Raw genomic sequence first — 24,158 nt, forward strand, 5'->3', positions numbered from 1 at the left:
AGTTCAGCCTGATTTCTTTGAACCAAATGTATGTCTGGCACCAGTGGCTAACGACTGTCACCTTGCGAATTGAATAAATTTGCTATTAAACAGAACATTCAGCTGGAGCTGGTAACCCATGATGCAATGCGTCATGTCTGACACCAATGCAAGAAGTCTGACACCAACGCTATAAACTAGCCACAAGGCTTTTCGCAACAACTTAAAAGGCGCTGGCCAATAACGTCAACGCCATGAAATAAGTAAATTAAACAATTTAAAAACATGTCTGGCACAAATGTGGTTGGACTGACTCTTTTGCTAATTGCAGTCGATTTTTCTTTGACACCAAATTCATGTTTGGCACTAGTGCGTTATGACTGTCACCTTTGACTGACCTGCAACTGCAAAACATGACTGGCACCAGTGACTGATGACTCACCAGTGCCGGCGAAAAGATCGCCAGCACCAGCACCAACCGCGCAATCACTGCCACCAAAAAACTTCTACTTAAAAAGAACCAGCGTGTTCGGACGAGTGTCCCCTTCTACTCCCTTCGCATCAGGATGCGCCCTTTGTAACTCGTCGAGGTCGCCAAACTCGAGCGCACGTGAGTTGCAAACATCCATGCAAGCTGGATTCTGCCCGTCTTTTGTAAGGTCAAAGCAGAAGTCACACTTCATACTCTTCTTCTTATCAGAATCGATTGTTGGCGCGCCAAAAGGACAAGCTTTCGCACATTTTCCGCAACCAATGCAAACGTCTAGGTCGACCTTTACAACTCCAAGCTCGTTGTCGCGACTCATTGCGCCAGATGGACAATTTTCCACGCATGCAGGGTTCTTGCAATTATTGCAGCTTCTTGAGTGATAGCTCATTCTCACATGAGGAAACGAACCCCACACCTGGCTGTTCACAAAACGAAGATTAAAACCAGCATCAAGATTACGCTTGTCTTTGCATGTGACAACACAAGCCTTGCAACCTGTACACTTAGTTTCATCGATAAAAAATCCTCTAGCCATCTAACTTCACCGCCAAATCAACTTTCCAATCTTCTTCAAGAGATACGCTCGACTTCCTCATATCTGCAATACAAGCATTCCACGACTCTACGTCTGGCCCCGATGGAAAATCGCCCGTCAAAACATTAGGAGAGCCGGCGATGCATCTTCCGTCTTTCATGTCTACCCAAACACCCTCATGAATGACAATGACGCCAGGCATAACGCGCTCAGTGATGTGAAGTTTACGCAGAATTTTTCCACGAGAATTAAAGATTTCAATCACTTCGCCCTCTTTGAAGCCCTTTTCTTTTGCGTCAATAGGATTGACCTCAAGCTCATACGGAAAAGCCTCACGCAAATAATTCACCTGATTAAACACGGTGTGTGTTCCACGCAAATCATGAATACCAAGCACTTGATAGGGATACTCACCTTTAACGCCATTCTCAAAATCTTTGAAAGTCGCTTCATATCCTTCAGTTGGCGGAACATATTTAGCATAGGCATATCCCTTGTTCCAACCAGCTTTATCAACAGCTTTCTTCAAAGCCTTGCAATAAAGCTCAATCTTTCCACTCTCGGTTTTAATCGGATTGGCCTCAGGATTTTGACGAAGCTTCTTATTAGCAATGTAGCCATAGTTGTCACCAAGATGACGTTCCACTTGATAAATTCCGGCCTTCTTCAGTTCAAGAATAGGAACACGACCATACTGAGGTTTACCTTTCACTCCTAGTTCTTTGAGATCATCTTCAGTAACGCTCACGAGCTTTTCATAATCCTTGCCGTTTTCCTTAACAACTGTTGTGCCAGCAATGATGTTATAGCAGCGCTGTTTGTTATTCACAGGGTTTGCCTGATAGGCATCAACTCCAAGGCGCTTTGCAATTTCTTCAGCAATCCATGCATCGTCTTTTGACTCAAAATATGGCTCAATTACTTTTTCTGTCCATATAATCGCTTCACGATTTCCTTGTAAAACCTCACCTTCTTTTTCCCATGGAGTAGTCACAGGAAGGACAACGTCAGAATATTGACATTCTGGCGTAAATGTATAGTGGTTCGTCACAACAAAATCGACTTTGTGGTGCGCTTCGATGCCTTTGTTCACGTTGTTGGTCTGATTTAATGTCGCGCTGTGGCTGTGATAAATCACATGAATATCAAGCGGTTTTAATCCATTTTTGCCATCGCGCCATGTGCCAGAGACAATGTCTTGCCAGTGATGGTTTGTGCAAAGTTTAGGCTTAGACAGAGGATTTTTGATTTCCTCGATTCTGTCTTTGCCTTTCTTGATGAGGTTAGGACCACCGTTAGTCGACGACTCTTGAGAACTACAAGAGAAGGCTCCACCTTTAATTCCCATGTTGCCCGTCAAACTACCAAGTGCCATTTGTGCTAGGCAAACATGCTGAGCCTTCTCAACACGAGCAGAATTCCAGCTGAAGAGACAAGTTGTAGGCTTGTTTTTGATAATCATCTCGGCGATTTTGTTGATGTCCTCAACAGGGGTTCCGCAGATTTTCGATGCCCATTCAGGTGTCTTTGGTTCATTATCATATGTTCCAAGGACATAATCCATGTAGTTTTCTTCCACATTAGCACCCTCTGGCATATGATCAGCGTCAAAACCGATAGTGCAACGATTAAGGAAGTCCCAATCTATGATGCTGCCTCCAGCTTCTTTGTCCTTCTGAATAATTACATAGGACAAAGCGAGAAGTAAAGTAGTGTCTGTTGCGGGTCGAATAGGGTAATATTCATCGGCAAGTACAGCCGCCGTTCTCGTAAACATTGGATCAATGCAAATGATTTTCGCGCCAGCCTCTTTTGCTCTTCTCAAGTTCAAAAGTGGCATGCCCATTGAAGATTGTGCAGGATTGCATCCCCACAAAATAATCAGTTTTGCATTCATCAAATCCATGCGGTCATTCAAGCAGTGGCTCTTTGCAGTAACACCACAAATTGGCTCCATTGCCTTGTTCCAGCATCCCTTAGAACGGCTGCCAGACTTTGCAACATATCCACCATAAAGCGCGAGTGTGCGCTTCATTTCACCACCATCAAGAAGGTAAATGGATTTATTGCCATAATTCTGCTTGGCTTTTTTGAGTTGTGAAGCTACGATGTCGAGTGCCTCATCCCAAGATATGCGCTCCCACGTGTCTCTTCCGCGCATGTCTTTACCTTTTTTGCCTTCTGGGTCAAAATGCTTGCGCTTCATTGGGTATTTTAAACGCTCTTTTCCAACGATTTGAAGTCTCTCCGAAAGACCTCTGACACATGCCCTTTGTTGAGGGTAGTCATAGGAATCGGGGTGGGAATCGTCGGTTTTTAGTCTCACAATTGTGTCGCCTTTGACCTGCGCTTTTAAGCAACAAGTGCCACCACAATTGTGCCAGCAAGGTGCGTTTTTCCAAACTGCCTCACCTGTAGCCTCTTCAGCCTTTTTGAATGCGTCTTCCTCGACAACATTTGATAGTTTATTAGTGCAGCCATCAAGCATCGTGGCTGCACTAAGCACAGCAAGTCCCTTGAGGAAGGTTCTTCGGCTGAAATCCCTCCCCTTCAAGGTTTCTTCAAGATTCATTAGTCCTTTACTCCTAAATTTTGAATATTTATTACTATTTAGTTTTTAAAATCAGGAAAGCTCAGTACTCTCCCGAGAATTTAACAGAATTTCACAACTCGTTTCTTGAACAAGAAGCAGAGTTCTGTGTATTTATTACTAAACCTACCCATCTCTAACGCTTTGCCAATAGAAACAGATTGTTGTCAAATGCAAATTAATTGAGTTCGGTCACTCAAATGCAGCTTAAACTACTCTATTTTTAATCTCTAGACAAAACTTCAAATTACCTAAAGAATTCAAGAATCCTCCTCCTTATTAACAAAAAGAGAACAGATTCAAACTTCAAGGTCCAGAGCGAGAAGAGCTTTTGGCAGAAAATTGGTTTTGCAGAAAACAAGCGCGAGGAATTGACTGTCCCTCTACAAAATGAGCAAACTACTCATCACTTATAAATTAGGCATAAAAGCCTTATCTTCCTCACAAACGATTTTTACCATCGAGGCGAATAGCAAATAGTAAACGCTGGCATTATCTTTTAATGAATCAATAAATTCATCAATCCATGAGAGGATGTGTTTGCAAATAAAATTTTGGATGTCACTCAGAAGTTGTTTGTTGCCTCCTTGAATGACAGAGTCAATGTTTTTAAGCTCCCGGCTCGAGAGCTTGCTTAAAAAATCGAGTTCAATTGCAATGTGATCACCAGGCAAATGATTGTCTTCAACCTTATATCCATAGCGGCGATACATCGCTTTTGCCTGACCGTCGGTCTCCTGGAAAAGTAGCTGCTCCTTATTAGTGTAGCTAGACTGCCAGGGGGAAACGTTAATCCCGCATGGATCAAAAAAGAGATTGTAATATTCTTGCGAGAGAGCTTGAGTGAACTCCTCAAGATTAGTTTCCCGAAGTTTTTCTCTTAAAGATAAGCACAGCGCATGAAGCTCGATATTGTTATCAGCCAATGGGAAATAGTCTTCATTGAGCATTCCCCAAAGCGTCGTGCAAAAAGCGTTTGTAGGGCTGTCCATAAAGACCATGCTCATGAAACTATAGAACTCTTCTTTTTCCTGCAGAAAATTGAAGATATCTGTTTTATCGTTGTCCACTCTTTACTCCATTAGCGATTTTTAAATCATATTTGTTCGTTGAGGCGCGCGATTAGCAATCACCTTAAAATCATGTCTGGCACCAGCGATTCATGTCTGACACAATTGCGAACAGTGCTTAATTTCAAATTTCTATTTGAAGGATTCTAACAAACAGACGAGGAACCGCGGAGGACTCTCAATCGAATCCCCCCCGTCCTCATAGTATTTAAATCATTTCTTGCTTGCTCTGCAAAAAAGCCTTCCGATGCATTTCTTGACAGGAGAAACTCTCAGTCAAATACCTTCATACGACAACTGACTAAGTCCTCAACTAATAGCATTCAAGTGAGCTTCAAAAATCGCAATTGGCTTTTAAGCATTCAACTTACAAGTTACATAGCTCTTTTCTTAATCTAGAAATCATTTACCTATTGCTTATCGTCAAGAATAGCAACTTAAAAACTCTTCCTTGACTGTCAAAGCCTGGTCAGTTTCTCATTTAAGTTCCAACAAATCAACTAAACATTGGCTTTCTTTTGTGTTAATAAAATTCTTAACAGTTTCTTAAAAAAATTTAAGTGCTTTCCAAACACACCATCCTCGATTAAATGAGTTGTGTTAACAGACAGTGTGAATAATCGAAAATGTATAATGGACCGTAGGAAAAGGAGACTCATGTTTATCCAAAGAAGTAAACGATATTTTCTCACGTTATTAATTCTTACAGTTTTCTTCGCGCTCTCCCTTGCGGGGTGCGCATCTAATAATTCAACATGGTCGAACAATGCGGAGGACGAAGTGAAACAGCAACTTACTGAGATGCCAAATTTCGAATCGACGGACCTTGATGGCAACACGATTACGGGAGATGTTTTCTCAAACAAAAAGTTCACGGTGGTTAACTTTTGGGGAACCTACTGTTCACCGTGCATTAGCGAAATGCAGGATTTAGCTGAATGGTCTAAAGGTATGGAGCCTGACATTCAATTAATCGGCGTGGTTTGCGATGTTGATTCAAAAGGTAGCTCAAGTTTTGACACAGCGGTTGAAATTTGCAACTCTAAAGGTGTGAAATTCACTAACGTGCTTGCAAACGATTCGCTGGCACCTGCAATTCAAACTCTCGTAGGAATTCCAACTACATATATAGTAGATAGCAATCGACAAGTTGTGGCTGGCCCAATTGTTGGAGCACAGGTAGACGCATATAAGCAAGCGTTACAAGACTGCCTGGCAAAATAATCTTTCCTAGCCATCAACAGAATCAATAAAAACAAAGTCCTTCAGAAAAGAAATAGATAAATTTACCTTGGCGTGCACTTTTCTCTAATAGTGTGCAAGGATTCTATTGAAAAGTGAAGACAGATTTAAACGAAAGTTGTAGGCAATGCGATAAACAAAAAAACAAGAGAAGAACAGGTTTAAAAAGGATAAGACCATAAACCAACAATAGGATTTAAATACTTGATTGATAACTCAGGGAACTTTTCCATCGGAGAAAATAGTGGACAAGAAGATTTTTCAGGACAATAAAACTAAATTAATAGCAACTATTGCCTTGCTTGTTGTCGCAGTTTCTTTTATCGCAGTCGGGATTGCTAGAGGCGAAATTGAGGTTGTGTTCACGAGAGCAGTTAACATATGCCTCGAATGCATTGGCCTCGGTTAATCCCAGGCATTAGCCGAAATAATCAACTAGCCTTCGTTCTCTACAAAGAGAAAAAAATGCTCTTTGTGCGTTTCGCAAATAAGAAAAAGCGAAATTAGGCTCTTTCAAAGCAACGAATTATGTAAGTCGCACCATTTTCTATTCCATAGACTTCATGTTCAAAAAAATAAAACTGAGGAAAGATGAAAATTAAGAACATCAAAACTGAGGCAAAGAGAAAAATCATCCAAGTAGTGGCTTTTGGTTTTTCAAATGCGAACATTCAGAACTTCGCAGGTGGACAAATTTATAAGGGCAATTGGAAAAACTTCTGCAATCCTGGACTAAATTGTTATTCATGCCCTGCCGCTACGACTGCGTGTCCAATAGGCGCTCTTCAAGCAGTCGCTGGCTCATCAAAATTCGATTTCAGTTTCTATGTAGTTGGTTTCCTTCTTGCGCTTGGTGTTGTTTTTGGACGCGCAATCTGCGGATTTTTGTGCCCATTCGGCCTAATTCAAGAACTAATTCACAAAATTCCAAGCCCAAAAGTTAAACTTCCAAGGCCTTTCAGATATTTAAAATATGTAATTCTCATAGGGTTCGTGATTATTGCTCCAATTGCGTTCACTGAATTTGGAACTGGAGCACCTGCATTTTGCGAATGGATTTGCCCAGTGGGAACTCTCGAAGCTGGAATACCGCTTCTTGCTACACAACCAATGCTTCAGTCCCTAGTTGGATTCTTGTTTTCATGGAAGATGATCATTCTTGTAATAACGATAGTAATGTGCACACTATGCGAGCGATTTTTCTGCAAAGCACTGTGCCCACTCGGGGCAATTTATGGCTTGCTTAACAAAGTCAGCCTTTACTCGATGAAGTTCATGCCTCAAAACTGCATTTCATGCGGAAAATGTGCAAAGGTGTGCCCAATGGACATTGATCCCACAAAGGAGCCGAACTCCATTGAGTGCATCAGGTGCAAAAAATGCGTTTGCGCTTGCAACTTCGAAGCGCTAAACCTCTCATTCTTTGAACATAAAAAGAAGAAAGAAGCAAACGCGAATCCTGCACAGTAATCGCTCGACTCCTTGCAGAATTGAACAGCATGTTATATCTGGCACCAGCGATTCATGACTGGCACCTTTGCTAAGAGTTCATGACTGACACCGTTGCTAAGAGTTCATGACTGGCACCAGTGATTCTTTGCTCACTTGATTGATGACTGGCACCATTGCTGAGAGCTTATTTCTGACACTAATGTTTCACTGTTTCACGACTGGCACCATTGTTGCTTTCAGACATTTATGTCTGACCCCAATGTAAATTGCCACCTATACCCATGGATTCTAGTTGGAAGAATTCACGTATGACACTAATGTTTCACTGTTTCACGACTGGCACCGCTGCTGATACAGAGAATTCATGTCTGGCACTAAAGTAAATTACCGTTTGTACCAGGGGATTATGGTTAGCGGAATTTTGTCTGACACCAGTGATTCATGACTGGCACCGTTGCTGCTTTCAGTCATTTATGTCTGACACCACTGCTTCATGACTGGCACCATTGCTGAGAGCTTATGTCTGGCACTAATGTTTCATGACTGGCACCGTTGCTGCTTTCAGTCATTTATGTCTGACCCCAATGTAAATTGCCCAGTGATTCATGTCTGACACCTCTGCTGAGAGCTTATGTCTGGCACTAATGTTTCATGACTGGCACCACTGCTGAATGACAGATCCCAATAAAAAAGACGCTGTGACTTTATTTTGCGTAGTTACCCAAAGAAAGAACTATCGTCCCAAAAACCCCGATAACAAGCGCGATTGAATCAACCGAGTTTACGTCGAATCCCTCGGCGGACGAAATTTGACAGCACAAGATAAAAGAAACAAAACTCAAGAGCAAAACTTGGTAAGAAATCATCGAACGATTACCGCGGAAAACGAAGAAGAAAACCGAAGCGAGAACCACAAATGCGAGTGGGGCAAGGGTCACAGTCATCAAATCCGAAGTTGTCATTGTTCCTCCAATTCCGGTATCAAACCATTCAAAAGACACTCCATTATTTGCGGCAACTTCCGCAGCAAAAATTCCAACAAGACAGGCTATTCCAATAACAAGAGAAACTGTCTTTTTTATATTCCCTGCTGACATAATTAAAAATCCTCCTAGCTTAAACGTCCACAATTCATCCTAGAAAATTGTATTTAAAAATCAAAGAGCAATTACGTTTGACACCTGTGAAAAAGGTCTTTACCATAACAAACTGGAGCAAAGGCAACTAAGAGATAAATGAAACTACATGATTGATCAGATATTTTGGTCTTCCACAGTTGTTCAATTTCATGTCTGGCACCAGTGAAAATAGTTTTCGCAATTACAAACTTGGGCAAAGACAACGTAGAGATAAATGAATCAGTATGATTAATCGATCAGATATTTTGGTCTGGCACCAGTGATTCATGACTGGCACCAATGCAAAAAGACTATCACCGGTGAAATAAAGCATCTAACATCGGACAAAGTGAACTAATATTCATTCATGAAAGAAAAAATAGGACAATCATTCTCGGTCGCTCGCGATAATCCGCCAGTGAGCGGATGCACCGTCAGTAGAGCAATTCTGCAAGGCGAAAATCCATTAATTTACTTTTCTCTCGCAAAGAACACCGACATAAGTGCAGAAGTTTTTCCTTACCATAAACTAATATTGGTTAACGAGGGCGAACTTGAAGTATATGGTTTTAAAGATAGTTCCGCGTGCTCCAATCATGAAGACAAGTACAAACGAAAAGCCGAATCAGACATCAGCAGCCCTACTGCAAACAAATCAGGTCAAGAAGACCAACAACTCAATTATGAGAATCCGAATTCGACTTCGACGGGCCAAAAATTGTTAAGAAAAGGTGAATCAATTCTTACGCCAACCAACGTTCCGGTTGGATTTAGATCAAAAAGCTCGGCAGTGTACACTGAGTTAGAAATTAGGAGGTCAGACATAATGAATGAAGCAGTGCATCCAGGAGAAATTTTCGTTTTGAAGGATATTCTCCCATATCAAGAAGGACGAATTGTCAATATGGACATTGCACACAACGACAAAATGAAGTTTGTGATGATGGCATTCGACGAAGGTCAGGGACTCTCAGAGCACTCCGCGCCGGGAGAGGCATTAATTTTCGCATTGGATGGAAAAGGAATCATTGGCTATGAAGGAGAGGAACACTCAATCAAAGCTGGTGAGTGTTTCCATTTTGCAAAAAATGGCCGACATTGGGTCAAAGCGGATGGTAAATTCAAGATGGCATTGCTCCTGACACTCGAATAAAAGGTGGAGTAAAAACACTTTCCCGACAAAACAACTGAATTAACTGAGGCTAAAAACAGATCAATTCTGAACGTTTATCTGCCTTACGCTCATATTCTAAAACTTTTAACCCAATAGGGAAAAAAGTGAAATTGAAAAGCATTGCTTATCAAGAGGACGAATTTGCAGGACTAAAAGTCATATGAGCTAACCGACAGTTTTTATATATAGCAGCGATTGAAATGACAATTCCATTACCTGCATTAAAGAAAGCTGACGCACTTAAACGAAGTATTGTCGGAAGGTCTGCATTCAATAACTTAATGTCTGGCACCAGTGAATGAGGCTAGCACGAGCAAAGGTAACTGGATTGTATAAAAGACAATTGCTTGAAGAAATTCAGTGAATGGGCTTATTCCTAATAAAAAGAGGCTGACACCCTTAAACGAAGTATGATCGGAAGCTCTGCACTCAATATCTTTATGTCTGGCACCATTGAACGAGGCTCGCACGAGCAAAAGTAACTGGATTGTATAAGAGACAATTGCTTGAAGAAATTCAGTGAATGGGGTTATTCTCAATAAAAAGAGGCTGACACCCTTGAATGAAGTCTGGTCGGAAGCTCTGCATTCAATAACTTTATGTCTGGCACCAATATAAAAAAGCAGCTAGAAAGAAAAATGGCACATTAAGAAACCCTGTAGGGTTCGTGCTCGATGTATGATTAGCAACCTATCTACAAAATGCAACGGCCATCTAGAGCCTCAATCCAAATATTTTTTACTACACCACTTTCAAATTCTGCAAATCCTAGCGTCTCGCCCGCGGGAGTACGTGGAAAGGCTAATGAACCAGGGCAGATTAAATAGCCTGCAGGAGCAGCTGAGCTCCCAGTTTCAAGGCGAGCAGTGTGAGTGTGACCATGCACAGCAACAATTTCCCCAGCAAAATCGGCAAATTCATCATTTTCCTTCAAAAGCTTTTCAGTTCTTGGTCTAATCTTCTGAGGGTAGTGTGTCACAGTAAGCAAAACGCCATCAAGCACCACGTATGCAAACTTGTCAACATCATCACCATACTCACGAAAGTCATTATTTCCCATGACAGCAGTCGTCGGAGCGATGCGCCGAAGTTGTCGAAGGATGTCCGGAACACAAATGTCTCCAGCGTGGACAATGTGGTCGCACTTAGTTAACAAATCCTCCGCTTTAAGAGGCAGCGTACCGTGCGTATCCGAGACAATTCCTACAAGCATGTGCAAACCTAACGAAAGACTACAGTATCTGAGAGCGGTTTTCTCGAATTATGATTCGGAAGCGGACCAGCGCCTTCAGCAGCATAACCCAAATCAAGAAGCATCAAAACCTCTTCATTTTCGGGCAATTCAAGAGCTGACTTTGCCTTGGTGGGGTCAAAGAAGTTCAACCAGCAACTGTCAACACCTGCGTTTGCGGCGCCTAACATGAGATGAGTAGCAACAATAGAAGCATCTTCGATTCCAGAATCGCGCGCGTCGCCTGGATAGGTGAAAACGTTGTTAGTGTCGTAGGCAACCACCAAAACGATAGGCGCGCCATAACGACAAGGAGTTATTTCATCAATCAGTTCGAGGTCCTCTGGTTTCTGGCAAACATAAATCCTATGCTCCTGTAAATTCTTGGCTGTCGGAGCAACCCTCCCAGCCTCAAGGATTTCATTCAAAACGTCATCTGAGATTGCCTTGTTGGAATACTTTTTGCAGGAATATCGATTAGTAATGACATCGGCGAAATCCACTGTTAACTCCTTCTTCAATTAACCGTCAGTTTGAATTTACCACAACATAAGGACTCTTTAAATTCATGTCTGGCACCAGTGCTTCATGTCTGGAACCAATGCGGGAAGATCAGTCTACTGGAAAAATATGTCTGGCACCAATGTTAACCACCTGTATTTCATGACTGACACTATTGAAAACTATTGGCAAACATTATGTTCTAAATCATGTCTGGCACCAGTGTTTTATGTCTGTCACCGTTGCGCGATGTCTGGCACCAGTGTTTCATGTCTGGCACCAGTGAAAAACCTGCATGATGTAAAATCGGTCTATGAATCAAGAAGAACGAAGAGAATTCCTCATCAGAGAACTTCAAAAAGAGCGAGGCGAACACGTTGCTTCGCTGCCTAAATCTGCAATAGAACAGAAAATCTTGTTACGAGGCTTGTTAAACGTTCGCCCATCAACTCCTGCTTCAAAAGTATTTCTTGAAGTTCAGGACGATTATCTCAAAGAAGAAATTGCGCGAAAAGGAGTATTTGACCCCTCGAATCTTGCTCCTGCTCGTGGAAAACTGTGCCTTTGGCAAGGTGACATTACTCTTCTTAAATGCGATGCGATTGTAAACGCAGCCAATGGGGGGTTGACAGGGTGTTGGATTCCAAATCACATCTGCATCGATAACTGCATTCAAACGTTTGCCGGCGTTCAAATGCGCATTGAATGCGACAGAATCATCAAAAAGCAAGGGCACACAGAGCCTTTTGGCCGATGCAAAATAACACCTGGGTACAACCTTCCTTGTAAATATGTGTTGCACACAGTTGGGCCAATTATTAAAGATAGACCAACGGAACGAGATTGTGCAACACTTGAATCATGTTACGAGTCGTGTCTTTTGGCGGCAAACGAATTGAGTCTTACAACCTTAGCTTTTTGTTGCATATCAACAGGCCAATTCAGCTTTCCGAATACCGAAGCCGCAAAAATTGCTATTTCCACATGCGAGAAATGGCTTAATTCTCACAATACCTCAATTGAAAAAGTCATATTCAATGTATTCCTAGACAAAGATCAAGAGATATATGGTCGACTTCTAGGAATCAACAATTAACGCGGCTTTCGTTTCAACATTATTCATGTCTGTCACCATTGAGTGTCGACTGGCACTCGTGAAAGCAAATCGAAGGAAATGGAGAAAAATTATGTCTGTCACAAATGCTGATGATTGGCATTCATGTCTGACACCATTGAAAGGCGGCTGTGTCTTGTGAAAGGAAACAGAAAGACGTGGAGAAAAAATACGTCTGGCACCAGTGCCGATGCTTGGCATTCATGACTGGCACCAGTGCGCGACGACTGGCACTTTTGCAAATGCCGATTACTTACTTACTTTACAACGAAGCTACAATTTCACGGAAAGCCGCAATTGGATCTTCGGCACCTGTGATAGGTCGCCCGATAACGATGTGCGACGCACCATTGTCAAATGCTTGCTTAGGAGTTGTAACACGTGTCTGATCGCCAAGATCTGCGCCAGCAGGACGAACGCCAGGAGTTACGATGAAAGCATCTGGCCCCAAAACTTCTCGTAACATTGCAGCTTCTTTTGGAGAAGCAACAACGCCTGAAAGTCCAGCGTCGGTAGCAGATTTTGCCAAACATTTTATTTGCTCATTAAGCTCACGCGAAACACCCATGGCCGCCAAATCGTCTTCACTCATTGAAGTGAGCACAGTAATCGCAAGAGTAATTGGGTCATCTTTCCTTAGAATTTCCGCAGCTTCATGCGAACCTACAATCGCAGCTTGCATCATGTCTTTACCGCCAACTGCATGCATAGTTATCATGTCAGCATTTGAAAGCGTTGCGCTCTTTGCCGCCCCATGAACTTGATGAGGAATGTCGAAAAATTTTAAATCAAGAAATACGTTGTACCCACGCTTTTTAAGCATTTTCACAAGCTCTTCGCCATATTCATAATAAAGAGTCATGCCAATCTTGACCCACTTAGCCTCGCCAGCAAGCTGATATGCAATCGATAGCGCTTTATCGGCCTCACAGTCTAAAGCAATAATGACGCGGTCTTTCCGCGGCTGATTCTTAAAATCACTTAACATTCCAAAGCTCCTGTCAAATCACAAACGTTTTCAACGCCCTGTTCTTCGCAATATTGTTCAATTTCATCAATCACACGAACGGTCGAAGTTGGATCCAAAAAGTTAGAAAAACCAATCCCAACTGCCGAAGCACCAGCAAGCATAAATTCGACAGCATCTTCTCCTGAGCAAATGCCACCCATGCCAATAATTGGCATGTGCGTAGCGTTCCAGCACTGATAAACACATTTAAGAGCAATCGGTTTCAGACAAGGGCCTGCCATTCCTCCAATTACCCTTGAAATTTTTGGTTTTCTCGTCTTTGCATCAACCGCCATGCCTTGAACACTGTTAATAACTGACAAAGCATCAGCACCCGCGTCCTGCACAGCTTTTGCAATTACAGTGATGTCGGTTACATTTGGCGTTAGCTTGGCGCTCATTGGCTTTTCAGTAACCTTCCTGCACGCAGCAATCACTTCTGCTGCCGCCTTAGGATCTGTTCCAAGCGATGCGCCGCCACAAGCAACATTAGGACAAGAAATGTTAATCTCATAGGCATCTACATCAACATCTTCGAGACGCTCAACAACCTGCACATATTCGCTTAAATCGTGACCGCAAACATTAGCAATGATTGTGGCTCCCTTGTCTTTCAACCACTTGTAATCATCGTCAATCCAGTGATCAACACCATCGTTTTGAAGCCCAATGCAATTAATCATGCCACCTGTGATTTCGCACATCCTTGGCGTATCATTCCCCTGCCAAGGAACTGGCGACATGCCCTTGGCAGTTACGGCGCCAAGCTTGGCAACGTCGACAAAATCGGCGTAAGGCTTGCCCGATTCAAAAGTTCCAGAACAATTGGTGACTGGGTTTTTCATCACAAGCCCGCCAACGTTTACCTCCATGTTTACCATGAAATTACCTCCGCAGGGAATACAGGCCCACAGTCGCACGATTTAACTTTTCCATTCACCGTGTCAACAACGCAAGTTTTGCAAGCGCCAACGCCACATGCCATTCGCTCTTCGGTTGAGACCTCCACGAACTTCGCCTTTTCTTTAGCGGCATCGGCAACGGCCTTCATGACAGGAGCTGGACCGCATGTTCCAACATAATCATATGAATTCTCATTAATCAAACGCACTGCAGGAAAGGTGCAAAAACCAGCCTCACCATAAGATCCATCGTCAGTTACACAAACCAGAGTGTTTAGATCAAGCGTTCTGTAGGGAGCTTCCATCACGAGAACTTCTTTCGTGCGAGCACCAAGGACAACATCAACACTAATGCCTTTTTTCACAAAATTTCTAGCAAGCATAAACAAAGGAGCAGCACCTACACCACCACCAACGATTAACGCCCGAGAAATTTTTGAATCCTCGCCCTCAGGAAGCGTGGCCAACCACGAATTTCCAAGCGGAGCAATGATGCTTGTGGTGTATCCCTTTTGCCACTTTGTCATCATCGTGGTGCCTGCGCCTTTTACCTCATAAACAATATCAATAGTTTTATTTTCCGCATTAGCGTTCATGATTGAAAAAGGTCTTCGCAACATCGCTTTGCATCCGCCGTCAACTTGAAGATGAACAAATTGGCCGGGCAAAATTGCGTCAGGCGTTTGATTGCAGGAAAGCACAACTTTCCAAATGTTTGAAGCAAGCTGTTCGTTCGAAACAACCTGCGCATTTTCAACGAATTTAGGTGCCAAAATTCCTCCCTACAAATCCTGCAGCGCAATTACGCCAAGTTCTTCGTCTCGTAGTGTTTCCATAGCAGCTGTTATTGCCTGCGTGCCTTCCAAAGTAGTCACCGCTGGAACGCCATAACGAACACAAGCGGAACGAATCGCATAACCGTCACCGCGAGCCTTTTCACCAAAAGGAGTGTTAATCACAAGTGAAATATCTCCGTTAGCAAGGCGATCAATAATGTTTGATTCACCCTCCGAAATCTTGTTCACTTCCTCACACTTAACACCAACTGCCTTCAAAGCGTGCGCAGTGCCTTTCGTCGCAACAATGTCAAACCCTAGGCGTTCAATCTCGCGCGCAATCGAAAAAACGTTTCGTTTATCGCGGTCGCACACACTCATAAAAACTGTGCCTTTAGTGGGCATTGTGTAGTCAATTGCGAACTGTGTCTTTGCATACGCAGCTGGGAAGTTATCAGCTATCCCCATGACCTCACCGGTAGATTTCATCTCTGGTCCCAAAATTGTGTCCGTTCCCGGGAATCTTCCAAACGGAAGCACAGCCTCTTTTACCGAGAAGTGATTGAACTCACGCGTTTCAGACGGAAGATTTAAGTCTGAAATCTTTTCTCCGCACATTATTCTTGCAGCACACTTTGCCAGAGGAACACCTGTCGCTTTAGATACAAAAGGAACAGTTCGGCTGGCTCTAGGGTTTGCTTCAATTACATAAATTATCGAATCTTTTACTGCAAATTGAATGTTTATTAGGCCAATAACACCAAGTCGGAGGGCAATCTTTCGAGTAATTTCACGAAGTTTTTGTTGTTCTGATTGACTCAGAGCAAAAGGTGGCGTACAGCAAGCAGAGTCACCAGAGTGAATTCCAGCCATTTCGATGTGCTCCAGAATTCCACCAACGAACACCTCTTCGCCGTCACAAAGAGCATCAACATCAACTTCAATTGCGCCTTCGAGGAATTTATCAAGATAAACTGGATGGTCAGGCGTAATTTTAGCCGCCTGCGTCATGTAGGTCTTTAGATGCTCGGTGTCATAAACAATCGCCATTCCTCGACCACCCAAAACATAGCTTGGACGAACAAGAAGTGGAAAACCGATGTTTTTTGCCACACTGCAAGCCTGCTCAAAAGTTGAAGCCATACCAGCGGCAGGATATGTAACACCTAATTCATCAAGGATTGCGCTGAATTGGTCTCGATCTTCTGCCAAGTCAATCGCCTCAGGTTGTGTTCCCATAATTTTCACGCCTGCCTCAGCCAAATCATGCGCAAGTTTTAGAGGAGTTTGCCCACCAAGCGTGACAATAACGCCGTCAGGATCTTCTGCATCGATAATATCCATCACATCTTCAAAAGTCAACGGTTCAAAATACAACTTGTCAGAAGTGTCATAGTCAGTTGACACAGTTTCTGGGTTGCAATTAACCATGATGGTTTCATATCCCTCATCATGCAGGGCATATGATGCATGAACACAGCAATAGTCAAACTCAATTCCTTGCCCAATTCGATTTGGACCAGCGCCAAGAATCATCACACGAGGCTTAGTCTTTTGCGCGCCAACCTCGCTTTCAGCAGCGTCGTATGTCTTGTAGTGATAGGCTGTCTTGCTTTCAAATTCAGCAGCACAAGTGTCGACCGTCTTAAACGCAGGACGAACCCCCAAAATTTTTCTCACGGTTCGAACAAGTTTCGAATTTCCGCCCATTAGATGCGCAATTTGCTCATCAGAAATGCCAAACTGTTTAATAGTAAGCAGAGAATCGGCATCAAGCTCCTCAAGCTTGTGTCCTTCTATGTTGTTTTCAACAGCGACGATGTCAGCCATCCTGTTCAAAAACCACTTGTCGATTCCAGTTTTTTCCGCAATTTCATCAACAGAAAAACCGCTTTTCATCGCTTCGGCAATGTGAAAGACTCGGTCTTGGGTTGGACGACCAAGAAGTCTGTCAAAATCTTCTCTGGTTTCAACGCGCTCACCCTTGCCATCGGCAATGAGGCCTGCCCTACCATTTTCCAAGGAACGCAGAGCTTTTCCTAATGCTTCCTCAAAAGTTCGTCCAATAGCCATAATCTCGCCAACAGCCTTCATTCGAGTCGAAAGAGTGTCGTCGGTGCCATTAAATTTTTCAAAAGCAAAACGTGGAACCTTCACGACGCAATAGTCGATAGAAGGCTCAAAACAAGCAGGCGTAGCCTTTGTAATGTCATTCGTGATTTCATCTAGAGTGTATCCAACTGCCAATTTTGCGGCAGCTTTTGCAATTGGAAAACCGGTCGCTTTAGAAGCAAGTGCAGAAGAGCGGCTAACGCGTGGGTTCATTTCTATGACAACCATGCGTCCATTTTTAGGATTGATAGCAAACTGCACATTCGAACCGCCGGTCTCGACGCCAATTTTTTCGAGAATAGCAAGAGACGCAACTCTCATGCGTTGATATTCAACATCGCTTAGAGTTTGGGCAGGAGCAACGGTGATTGAGTCGCCGGTGTGAACGCCCATTGCATCGAAATTCTCAATTGAACAGACGATGATTCCATTGCCTGCGCGGTCACGCATGACCTCCATCTCATATTCTTTCCAGCCTTCGATGCTTTCTTCCACGAGAACTTCGCCGACTGGAGAAAGGTCGAGACCTTGCTCAACAATTTGTTCTAGTTCCTCTTCGTTATGAGCAATTCCACCACCAGCTCCACCAAGGGTAAACGATGGACGTAAAACAACAGGAAAGCCAAGGTTGGAGACGATTTCCTTAGCATCCTCAACGCTGTAGGCATAGCCACTTCTTGCTGTTTCAATGCCAAGATCTTCCATGCATTCATTAAATAATTTGCGATCTTCTCCTCGCTCAATAGCATCGAGATCACAGCCAATCATCTCAACACCATATTTCTCGAGCACACAACTTTTTGCAAGTTCTACCGCAACATTTAGCCCAGTTTGGCCACCGAGCGTAGGCAAAAGAGCATCAGGACGCTCAGTTGCAATAATTTTTTCCACGAATTCCTTCGTAATTGGTTCCACATATGTTTTATGCGCAAGGCCAGGGTCAGTCATAATTGTCGCTGGATTACTGTTAACAAGAACGACTTCGAATCCGTCCTCTTCCAAAACCTTGCACGCCTGAGCTCCGGAATAGTCAAATTCACAAGCCTGCCCAATAACAATAGGGCCAGAGCCAATAACAAGAATTTTCTTTAAATCTTGACGTCTAGGCATTAGCTACCTCCTCTCCGCTCTCATGAGAAGGCTTTTTACTGTTTGATAGATTTAAAGGCGAAGAATCTTTCCTGTCAACCGCACAAGGTGTTGCACAATTCCTTCCAAATCTCCAGCCAGCAAGTCTGTCTTTTGCAATATCGATGTTCAAATAATCGTCATCTCCATCCATTAAACGCGTGAATGCTGTAAATAGATAGTGAGAATCGGTCGGGCCAGGATTTGCCTCGGGGTGATATTGCACACAAAATGCAGGCACATCCATAAACTGAATGCCTTCCGCTGTACCATCGTTTAAATTCACATGAGTGAGACGAATTCTTCCATATTTTTCATTTTTAACGACAGGTGCTACACCTGCTTGAACCCAAGCACGAAGATCCTCAGCAGAACCGTTGAGGCCCCGAGGCACTTCAACAGACTTATATTCATCCTCCAACTCACCAAGCGAAGAGAAAACACATCCAAAACCGTGATTCTGTGAAGTGATTTCAACGCGATGAGTTAGCAGGTTAAAAACTGGCTGGTTGCCGCCACGATGACCATATTTCAACTTTTCAATTTCAGCGCCGGCTGCAATACTCATCATTTGATGGCCCAAGCAGATTCCAAAAATTGGCAACTTTCCTAAAAGCTCCCGAACTTGGACATATGTGTCCTCAACCGCATCTGGATCACCTGGTCCATTTGAGAAAAATACGCCATCAGGATGCATACCAAGAACTTCTTTTGCAGGGGTGTCCCAAGGAACAACTGTCAAATCACAACCGCAACGAACTAAATTTTCCAAAATTGCAAGCTTTGCACCGCAATCATATGCGACAACCTTATACTTCTTCTCGGCAGGCATTCCGAAAGCAAACGCTTGAGAAGCGGGCAATTCGTCAAATTTAGAAGCAGCCGCGCGAGACACAGTCTTCACAAGATTCTGTCCAACGATAGAAGTGGATTCTTTCACTTCATCCAAGAGACGTTCTTCGTCTAAAACAACAGTCGAAACAGCAGCTTTTTGCGCGCCGAAGTCTCGAATATGACGAACGAGGGAGCGCGTGTCCACTCCCTCGATTGCAACGATTTTGTTTCTTATCAAAAAATCTGGCAGCGAAATCTCACTTCTGAAGTTAGAAGGAGTTTGGCACATGTCGCGAACCACAAGCGCACGCATCGCAGGCGCCGCCGACTGGCAATCGTCAAGGTTAACTCCATAATTGCCAATTTGAGGATAGGTCATGGTCACAATTTGCCCAGCGTAGCTCGGATCTGTGATTACTTCTAAATAACCCTCAAGAGTCGTGTTGAAGCAAATCTCACCAAACGCCGTTCCGTCTACTCCACAAGAATAGCCTGAAAAACTCGTCCCATCCTCCAGAACTAACAGCGCCGGTTTCCTGCCAAATTTAGTAGTGTTTTTAAGAATAGTCTCAGAGAGTTTAGTCAATTACCTCGCCAGCTTTCAAAACAATGTTTCCATCCACCAAAACTTCGGTCGCACGACCAACAAGTTCACACCCAAGAAAACCACTGTTTTCAGCTCGCGATTCGAATCCGCCTTCGCCAACCGTCCATTTCAAATCAGGATCAAAAACAGTGATGTCAGCTGTTTCACCTTCTTCTAGTTTAACGGCTTTAGCGCGAAGAATCTCTCTCGGTTTAACACTCATTAAAGAAACTAACTTTGAATAATCAATTTCGCCTGTTTTTACGAGATTCGTGTTTATCAAAGCAAGAGAAGTTTCAAGTCCAATCATTCCAAAAGGCGCGAGCTCGAATTCTCTGTCTTTTTCATATGCTGCATGAGGAGCGTGATCTGTGACAATAATGTCAACATCTCCTGACTTAACTCCCTCAATTAACGCTTTAGTATCAACTTCAGTGCGCAGAGGTGGATTGACCTTTAGAGAAGTAGGATAGGTGTCGTCAATGTCATTCTCATTTAAGAACATGTGATGAGGCGTGACCTCACACGTTACAGGCAAACCTTCTGCTTTTGCACGCTTAACGAGCTCTAATCCACGAGCAGTTGTAATGTGCTGAATGTGTAATGGGCAACCTGTTAGGCGACACATCGAAATGTCACGTTCAATCTCAACTTCCTCACCCTCAGCAGGCCATGGAGAAAGACCAAGGCGGGTGGAACATTTCCCCTCATTAACCTGGCCTTCGCCAACGAGAGAATCGTCTTGCGCATGAACAGAAACTACACAGTCGAATTGAGAGGCATAATCCATGACAAGGCGCATGATCCCAGCTTTTTGAATTCCCGCACCGTCATCAGTGAACATGCGAACACCATGTTCGAACATGTCTCCCATGTCAGAGAGTGTCTCGCCTTGGCGCTCGTGCGTACAAGCCCCCGAAACTTCGACTTTGCAGTGGCCCTTTTTCTCGGCAACGGCTTTAACATATTCAACACCAACAGCGTCATCAATGCATGGGTCGGTGTTAGGCATCGCACAAACAGATGTAAAACCACCTTTTACAGCCGCGCGAGTTCCAGACTCAATGTCTTCTTTATGCTCAAAGCCTGGCTCACGAAGATGAACATGCGCATCAACAAGACCCGGAGTAACAATCTTTCCGTTACAGTCGATGATTTCTGTACCTTCAACAGAAAGATCTTTTCCAACTTCTGCAATTTTTCCGTCTTTAACATAAATGTCGGCAACTCCATCAATGCCAACCTGTGGATCAACTAAGTGACCGCCTTTAAGAATCAAGTCCATCACTGACACCTCCCAACAAAAGATACATTGAAGCCATTCTTACAAGAATTCCTGCATAAACCTGATCAAGGATGAGCGAACGCTCAGGATGATCAGCCATGTAGCTGTCGAGCTCGACGCCACGGTTGATTGGTCCAGGGTGGCAAACTACAGCATGAGGTTTCATTAAATGCTCGTGTTTTTCTGTTAGGCCGAATCGCTGATGGTATTCGCGAATTGAGGGGAATGGAGCTCCTTCGATTCTTTCGTGCTGAACGCGCAGCATATAGACAACGTCGAGATCAGGCAAAACAGAGTAGAAATCGCTAGTTTGCGAATCAGCGCCAAGTACCTCAACTTGCGCTGGCATGACTGTTGGAGGTGCCACAACACAAACGTTTGCACCCATGATTTTTAGTGCTGGAATGAGAGAGCCGCACACGCGAGAGTGAGAAATGTCACCGACAATTCCCACGTTTAGGCCGTCGAGATGACCGAAACGCTCCCAAATTGAATAAAGGTCAAGAAGTGCTTGTGTTGGGTGCTGATGTTTTCCATCGCCCGCATCGATTACATGAACGCCTGAAACGTTCGATATCTTTTTGGGAACACCGGCATGACGATCGCGCACTACAATCAAATCAACTTTGTAGGAACAAAGGGTTTTGACAGTGTCAACGAGGCTTTCGCCTTTCACTGTGGAAGTTGAAGAGCCGCCAAAGTTCAAGCTGTTGGCAGAAAGCCTTTTTTCTGCAATTTCGAAACTTGAACGTGTTCTTGTAGATGGCTCGTTAAACATGTTAACGATGGTGGCGCCTTTTAGAGTTGGCACCTGTTTTACAGCGCGCTCATTTACGGCGCGGAAACGCTTCGCGTTTTCCAAAATCAACATGATGTCATCTGCGGAATATTCGCGCAAATCAATCAAGTCTTTGTGATTAAAGCCCACTTTTCATCTCCTATTTCTCATAAATCTCGACCGCATTTCTGCCGTCAACCTCTTCAAGGAACAATTTGACATCTTCGTGCGATGACGAAGGAACGTTTTTGCCAACGAAGTCAGCGCGAATTGGAAGCTCACGATGGCCGCGGTCAATGAGAACCGCTAGTTGAACCGTTTTTGGACGACCAATGTCCATGAGCGCATTGAGGGCGCTTCGGACAGTTCTTCCGGTGTAAAGAATGTCGTCAACCAAAATGACGTCCTTGCCGTCGATGTTAAACCGAATGTCGGTCATCTTGATTTCTGGAGAAAAATTGGTGGCATAATCGTCACGATAGAAGCTGATGTCAAGCTTACCGTAGGGAATGTCAGCTCCTTCAATCTCCATCACCTTGTGGCGCAAGCGCCTGGCCAGCGAATCACCTCGCGTAACAACACCCACAAATACAATGTTGTCAGCGCCTTCGTTGAACTCCAAGATTTGGTGCGCCATGCGAGTGAGAGTTCTGTCAATTTCTTCACCAGTGAGAACGACAGATTTTAATGGTCTTGAATTCTCGCTCAAAAGAATCACTCCTAAAACTCAGAGCACATAGAGAGCGAGCAGAAGAAAAGCATAGCTAGATATAGTTATGGCATATGTCGCTTTGTCTTGTCGACCTCTCTGTGCCGCTTTTAAAGACTTTAGTGATTATATACGATTTTGACACCGTTGTGAAAGATTGTTGCGCATTCACGGCCTATCAGATCACATAACTCCCACATATCATGTCTCACATATTATGTCTGGCACCATTTCTGCACGTCTGTCACTGGTGTTATATGTCTGTCACCAGTGCTGCGAATTCATGACTGGCACTAATGCTTTGCGTCTGTCACCAGTGCTGGGAATTCATGACTGGCACTAACATCACTAATCAATCACGTCTGTCACCAGTGCTGGGAATTCATGACTGGCACTAATGATTTGCGTTTGTTACGATTGCTGCATTTGTTTTTCTAGCGTAAAAATTCATGACTGGTACTAATGAAGCATGAGCATTGATTCATCACTGGCGTTAAGTTCACAATAACTGTTTCATGACTGGCACTTGCAGCGTAACCAAACCAGCGAGACACGACTGACACTTGTGTTTCATGACTGGCACTTTTGCGAGGAAGATAGCAAGTTACGAAAAGAATAAGCAGAAATTACGAGAATAACGCCAGTAAATACAAAATAAGCGAACTCGCAGGGATTATTTAAGGGGTGGAAAATGCCACAAAACAAAACAAGCCATGAACTAGCCAAAAAGTTCAAGTGAAATTAATGACAACGCTTCAATTAGAGTGAACTTTCGTCTAGTACAGAGTTAGGTCAACTGTAAGTATCAGAGGTCGTGTTCTCGCAACGCAGCAGCACAAAAACTTATATTACAAAACGAAATACCCTGCTCAGAACTTTTAGTTTTAAAAATGCTAAAGTTATAAAGACATCCTTATGTCGCAAGAATGCTAACTTGATGCCTAGTCAGACCCGTGACCCGAGAAATTTGATTTATATTAGATCCAAGTTTTAGAAGCGACTTCACAAGTTTTCTTAAAAGTGAACTGGACAGAGCAGATATTCTGCCAAGATTTTTCTCTTTCACAATTCTTTTCACCGCATCAATCACCAACATATCAGATGGTGTGCTGCTTGGAATCACTTCAAATTCTTTCCCGTCATCGGGGCTCATTTGACTCTCGGCAACGTCATGTGTGTACTGCTTGAGATACGAAATCGAAAGCGTAGTGTCTAGGATTTCCTTAGCTTTAGCATCGAATTCTTCAGAATCTAAATCCTTGAATGAAGACCACTTGTAATTTTCTGCGCGCTTGACCATTCCCGCCTTGACGGGGTTGTTGAAAATGTATGCGGCGGTTTGCAAAAATTGCAGCTCATCCTGCACAGGTTTCGAATAAAAACGCGAATTCCACAGGGTGCCCGACCGGCCATATTTTCGATTAAACCACTTAACGTACCGCGACCCAATGGACCTAAAAACCTTGTCGCACTTTTTAATGTCCCCATAAAACAGCGCATGAATGTGGTTCGACATCAGCACGTAGGCGAGCAACACTATCCC

Annotated in this window: 20 protein-coding genes; 5 read left to right on the forward strand and 15 right to left on the reverse strand. The window is 43.5% G+C overall.

What is annotated here, in order from left to right:
- Positions 1–485 precede the first annotated feature (485 nt).
- The 3 genes from FXZ76_RS06180 to FXZ76_RS06190 form a co-directional block, all read right to left on the reverse strand.
- Positions 486–1,004, reverse strand: coding sequence for a 4Fe-4S dicluster domain-containing protein (locus FXZ76_RS06180; protein WP_079536759.1), 519 nt, complete (start codon positions 1,002–1,004; stop codon positions 486–488).
- On the reverse strand, positions 997–3,576 hold the full coding sequence (locus tag FXZ76_RS06185) for a molybdopterin-dependent oxidoreductase (RefSeq protein ID WP_079536761.1): 2,580 nt from the start codon (positions 3,574–3,576) through the stop codon (positions 997–999). The genes FXZ76_RS06180 and FXZ76_RS06185 overlap by 8 nt, the downstream gene beginning before the upstream one ends.
- Before the next feature lie 428 nt (positions 3,577–4,004).
- Positions 4,005–4,664 carry a TorD/DmsD family molecular chaperone gene (locus tag FXZ76_RS06190; RefSeq protein ID WP_079536764.1) on the reverse strand — a complete coding sequence of 220 codons (660 nt, stop codon included), beginning with the start codon at positions 4,662–4,664 and terminating at the stop codon, positions 4,005–4,007.
- Positions 4,665–5,444: 780 nt separating this feature from the next.
- Here FXZ76_RS06190 and FXZ76_RS06195 point away from each other — a divergent pair.
- The 3 genes from FXZ76_RS06195 (at position 5,445) to FXZ76_RS06205 (ending at position 7,376) form a co-directional block, all read left to right on the forward strand.
- Positions 5,445–5,888: a TlpA family protein disulfide reductase gene (locus FXZ76_RS06195; RefSeq protein ID WP_231961770.1), complete on the forward strand. Its 444-nt coding sequence runs from the start codon at positions 5,445–5,447 to the stop codon at positions 5,886–5,888.
- Positions 5,889–6,150: 262 nt separating this feature from the next.
- Positions 6,151–6,315 carry a CD1871A family CXXC motif-containing protein gene (locus tag FXZ76_RS06200; RefSeq protein WP_147571572.1) on the forward strand — a complete coding sequence of 55 codons (165 nt, stop codon included), beginning with the start codon at positions 6,151–6,153 and terminating at the stop codon, positions 6,313–6,315.
- 182 nt (positions 6,316–6,497) lie between these two features.
- A complete protein-coding gene (locus FXZ76_RS06205) occupies positions 6,498–7,376 on the forward strand; it encodes a 4Fe-4S binding protein (protein WP_079536768.1) in 879 nt (292 codons plus the stop codon).
- A gap of 686 nt (positions 7,377–8,062) precedes the next feature.
- Here FXZ76_RS06205 and FXZ76_RS06210 read toward each other — a convergent pair.
- The gene (locus FXZ76_RS06210) at positions 8,063–8,455 is read right to left on the reverse strand and encodes a hypothetical protein (protein WP_079536770.1); all 393 of its coding nucleotides are present in this window, start codon (positions 8,453–8,455) and stop codon (positions 8,063–8,065) included.
- A gap of 388 nt (positions 8,456–8,843) precedes the next feature.
- Here FXZ76_RS06210 and FXZ76_RS06215 point away from each other — a divergent pair, with 388 nt between their 5' ends.
- Positions 8,844–9,629 (forward strand): cupin domain-containing protein, encoded by a 786-nt coding sequence (locus FXZ76_RS06215; protein ID WP_079536772.1) that lies wholly within the window; start codon positions 8,844–8,846, stop codon positions 9,627–9,629.
- 715 nt (positions 9,630–10,344) lie between these two features.
- On the opposite strand, the gene FXZ76_RS06220 is transcribed toward FXZ76_RS06215, so the two are convergent.
- Both FXZ76_RS06220 and FXZ76_RS06225 read right to left on the reverse strand, forming a co-directional pair.
- Entirely contained in the window at positions 10,345–10,863 is a 519-nt protein-coding gene (locus FXZ76_RS06220) for a metallophosphoesterase family protein (RefSeq protein ID WP_079536775.1), read from the reverse strand.
- 8 nt (positions 10,864–10,871) lie between these two features.
- Positions 10,872–11,384: a nitroreductase family protein gene (locus FXZ76_RS06225; RefSeq protein ID WP_079536777.1), complete on the reverse strand. Its 513-nt coding sequence runs from the start codon at positions 11,382–11,384 to the stop codon at positions 10,872–10,874.
- 311 nt (positions 11,385–11,695) lie between these two features.
- Here FXZ76_RS06225 and FXZ76_RS06230 point away from each other — a divergent pair, with 311 nt between their 5' ends.
- A complete protein-coding gene (locus tag FXZ76_RS06230) occupies positions 11,696–12,478 on the forward strand; it encodes a protein-ADP-ribose hydrolase (protein ID WP_079536779.1) in 783 nt (260 codons plus the stop codon).
- A gap of 280 nt (positions 12,479–12,758) precedes the next feature.
- On the opposite strand, the gene pyrF is transcribed toward FXZ76_RS06230, so the two are convergent.
- The 9 genes from pyrF to FXZ76_RS06275 form a co-directional block, all read right to left on the reverse strand.
- Entirely contained in the window at positions 12,759–13,484 is a 726-nt protein-coding gene (gene pyrF / locus FXZ76_RS06235; RefSeq protein ID WP_079536783.1) for an orotidine-5'-phosphate decarboxylase, read from the reverse strand.
- The gene (locus FXZ76_RS06240) at positions 13,478–14,386 is read right to left on the reverse strand and encodes a dihydroorotate dehydrogenase (RefSeq protein WP_079536785.1); all 909 of its coding nucleotides are present in this window, start codon (positions 14,384–14,386) and stop codon (positions 13,478–13,480) included. Before FXZ76_RS06240 ends, pyrF begins: the two co-directional genes overlap by 7 nt.
- Positions 14,380–15,180 (reverse strand): dihydroorotate dehydrogenase electron transfer subunit, encoded by an 801-nt coding sequence (locus FXZ76_RS06245; protein WP_079536787.1) that lies wholly within the window; start codon positions 15,178–15,180, stop codon positions 14,380–14,382. Before FXZ76_RS06245 ends, FXZ76_RS06240 begins: the two co-directional genes overlap by 7 nt.
- 9 nt (positions 15,181–15,189) lie before the next feature.
- A complete protein-coding gene (carB, locus tag FXZ76_RS06250; RefSeq protein ID WP_079536789.1) occupies positions 15,190–18,405 on the reverse strand; it encodes a carbamoyl-phosphate synthase large subunit in 3,216 nt (1,071 codons plus the stop codon).
- Positions 18,398–19,843, reverse strand: coding sequence for a glutamine-hydrolyzing carbamoyl-phosphate synthase small subunit (gene carA / locus FXZ76_RS06255; protein WP_079536791.1), 1,446 nt, complete (start codon positions 19,841–19,843; stop codon positions 18,398–18,400). The genes carB and carA overlap by 8 nt, the downstream gene beginning before the upstream one ends.
- Positions 19,836–21,128, reverse strand: a complete 1,293-nt coding sequence (locus FXZ76_RS06260) for a dihydroorotase (RefSeq protein ID WP_079536793.1) — start codon at positions 21,126–21,128, stop codon at positions 19,836–19,838. The genes carA and FXZ76_RS06260 overlap by 8 nt, the downstream gene beginning before the upstream one ends.
- Entirely contained in the window at positions 21,112–22,056 is a 945-nt protein-coding gene (locus tag FXZ76_RS06265; RefSeq protein WP_079536795.1) for an aspartate carbamoyltransferase catalytic subunit, read from the reverse strand. Before FXZ76_RS06265 ends, FXZ76_RS06260 begins: the two co-directional genes overlap by 17 nt.
- A gap of 10 nt (positions 22,057–22,066) precedes the next feature.
- Positions 22,067–22,615 (reverse strand): bifunctional pyr operon transcriptional regulator/uracil phosphoribosyltransferase PyrR, encoded by a 549-nt coding sequence (gene pyrR / locus FXZ76_RS06270; RefSeq protein WP_079536797.1) that lies wholly within the window; start codon positions 22,613–22,615, stop codon positions 22,067–22,069.
- 913 nt (positions 22,616–23,528) lie between these two features.
- On the reverse strand, positions 23,529–24,158 hold a 630-nt coding region (locus FXZ76_RS06275; protein ID WP_147571574.1), incomplete at its 5' end, for a transposase.

The sequence above is a fragment of the Phoenicibacter congonensis genome, assembly GCF_902386915.1.
Lineage (GTDB): Bacteria > Actinomycetota > Coriobacteriia > Coriobacteriales > Eggerthellaceae > Phoenicibacter > Phoenicibacter congonensis.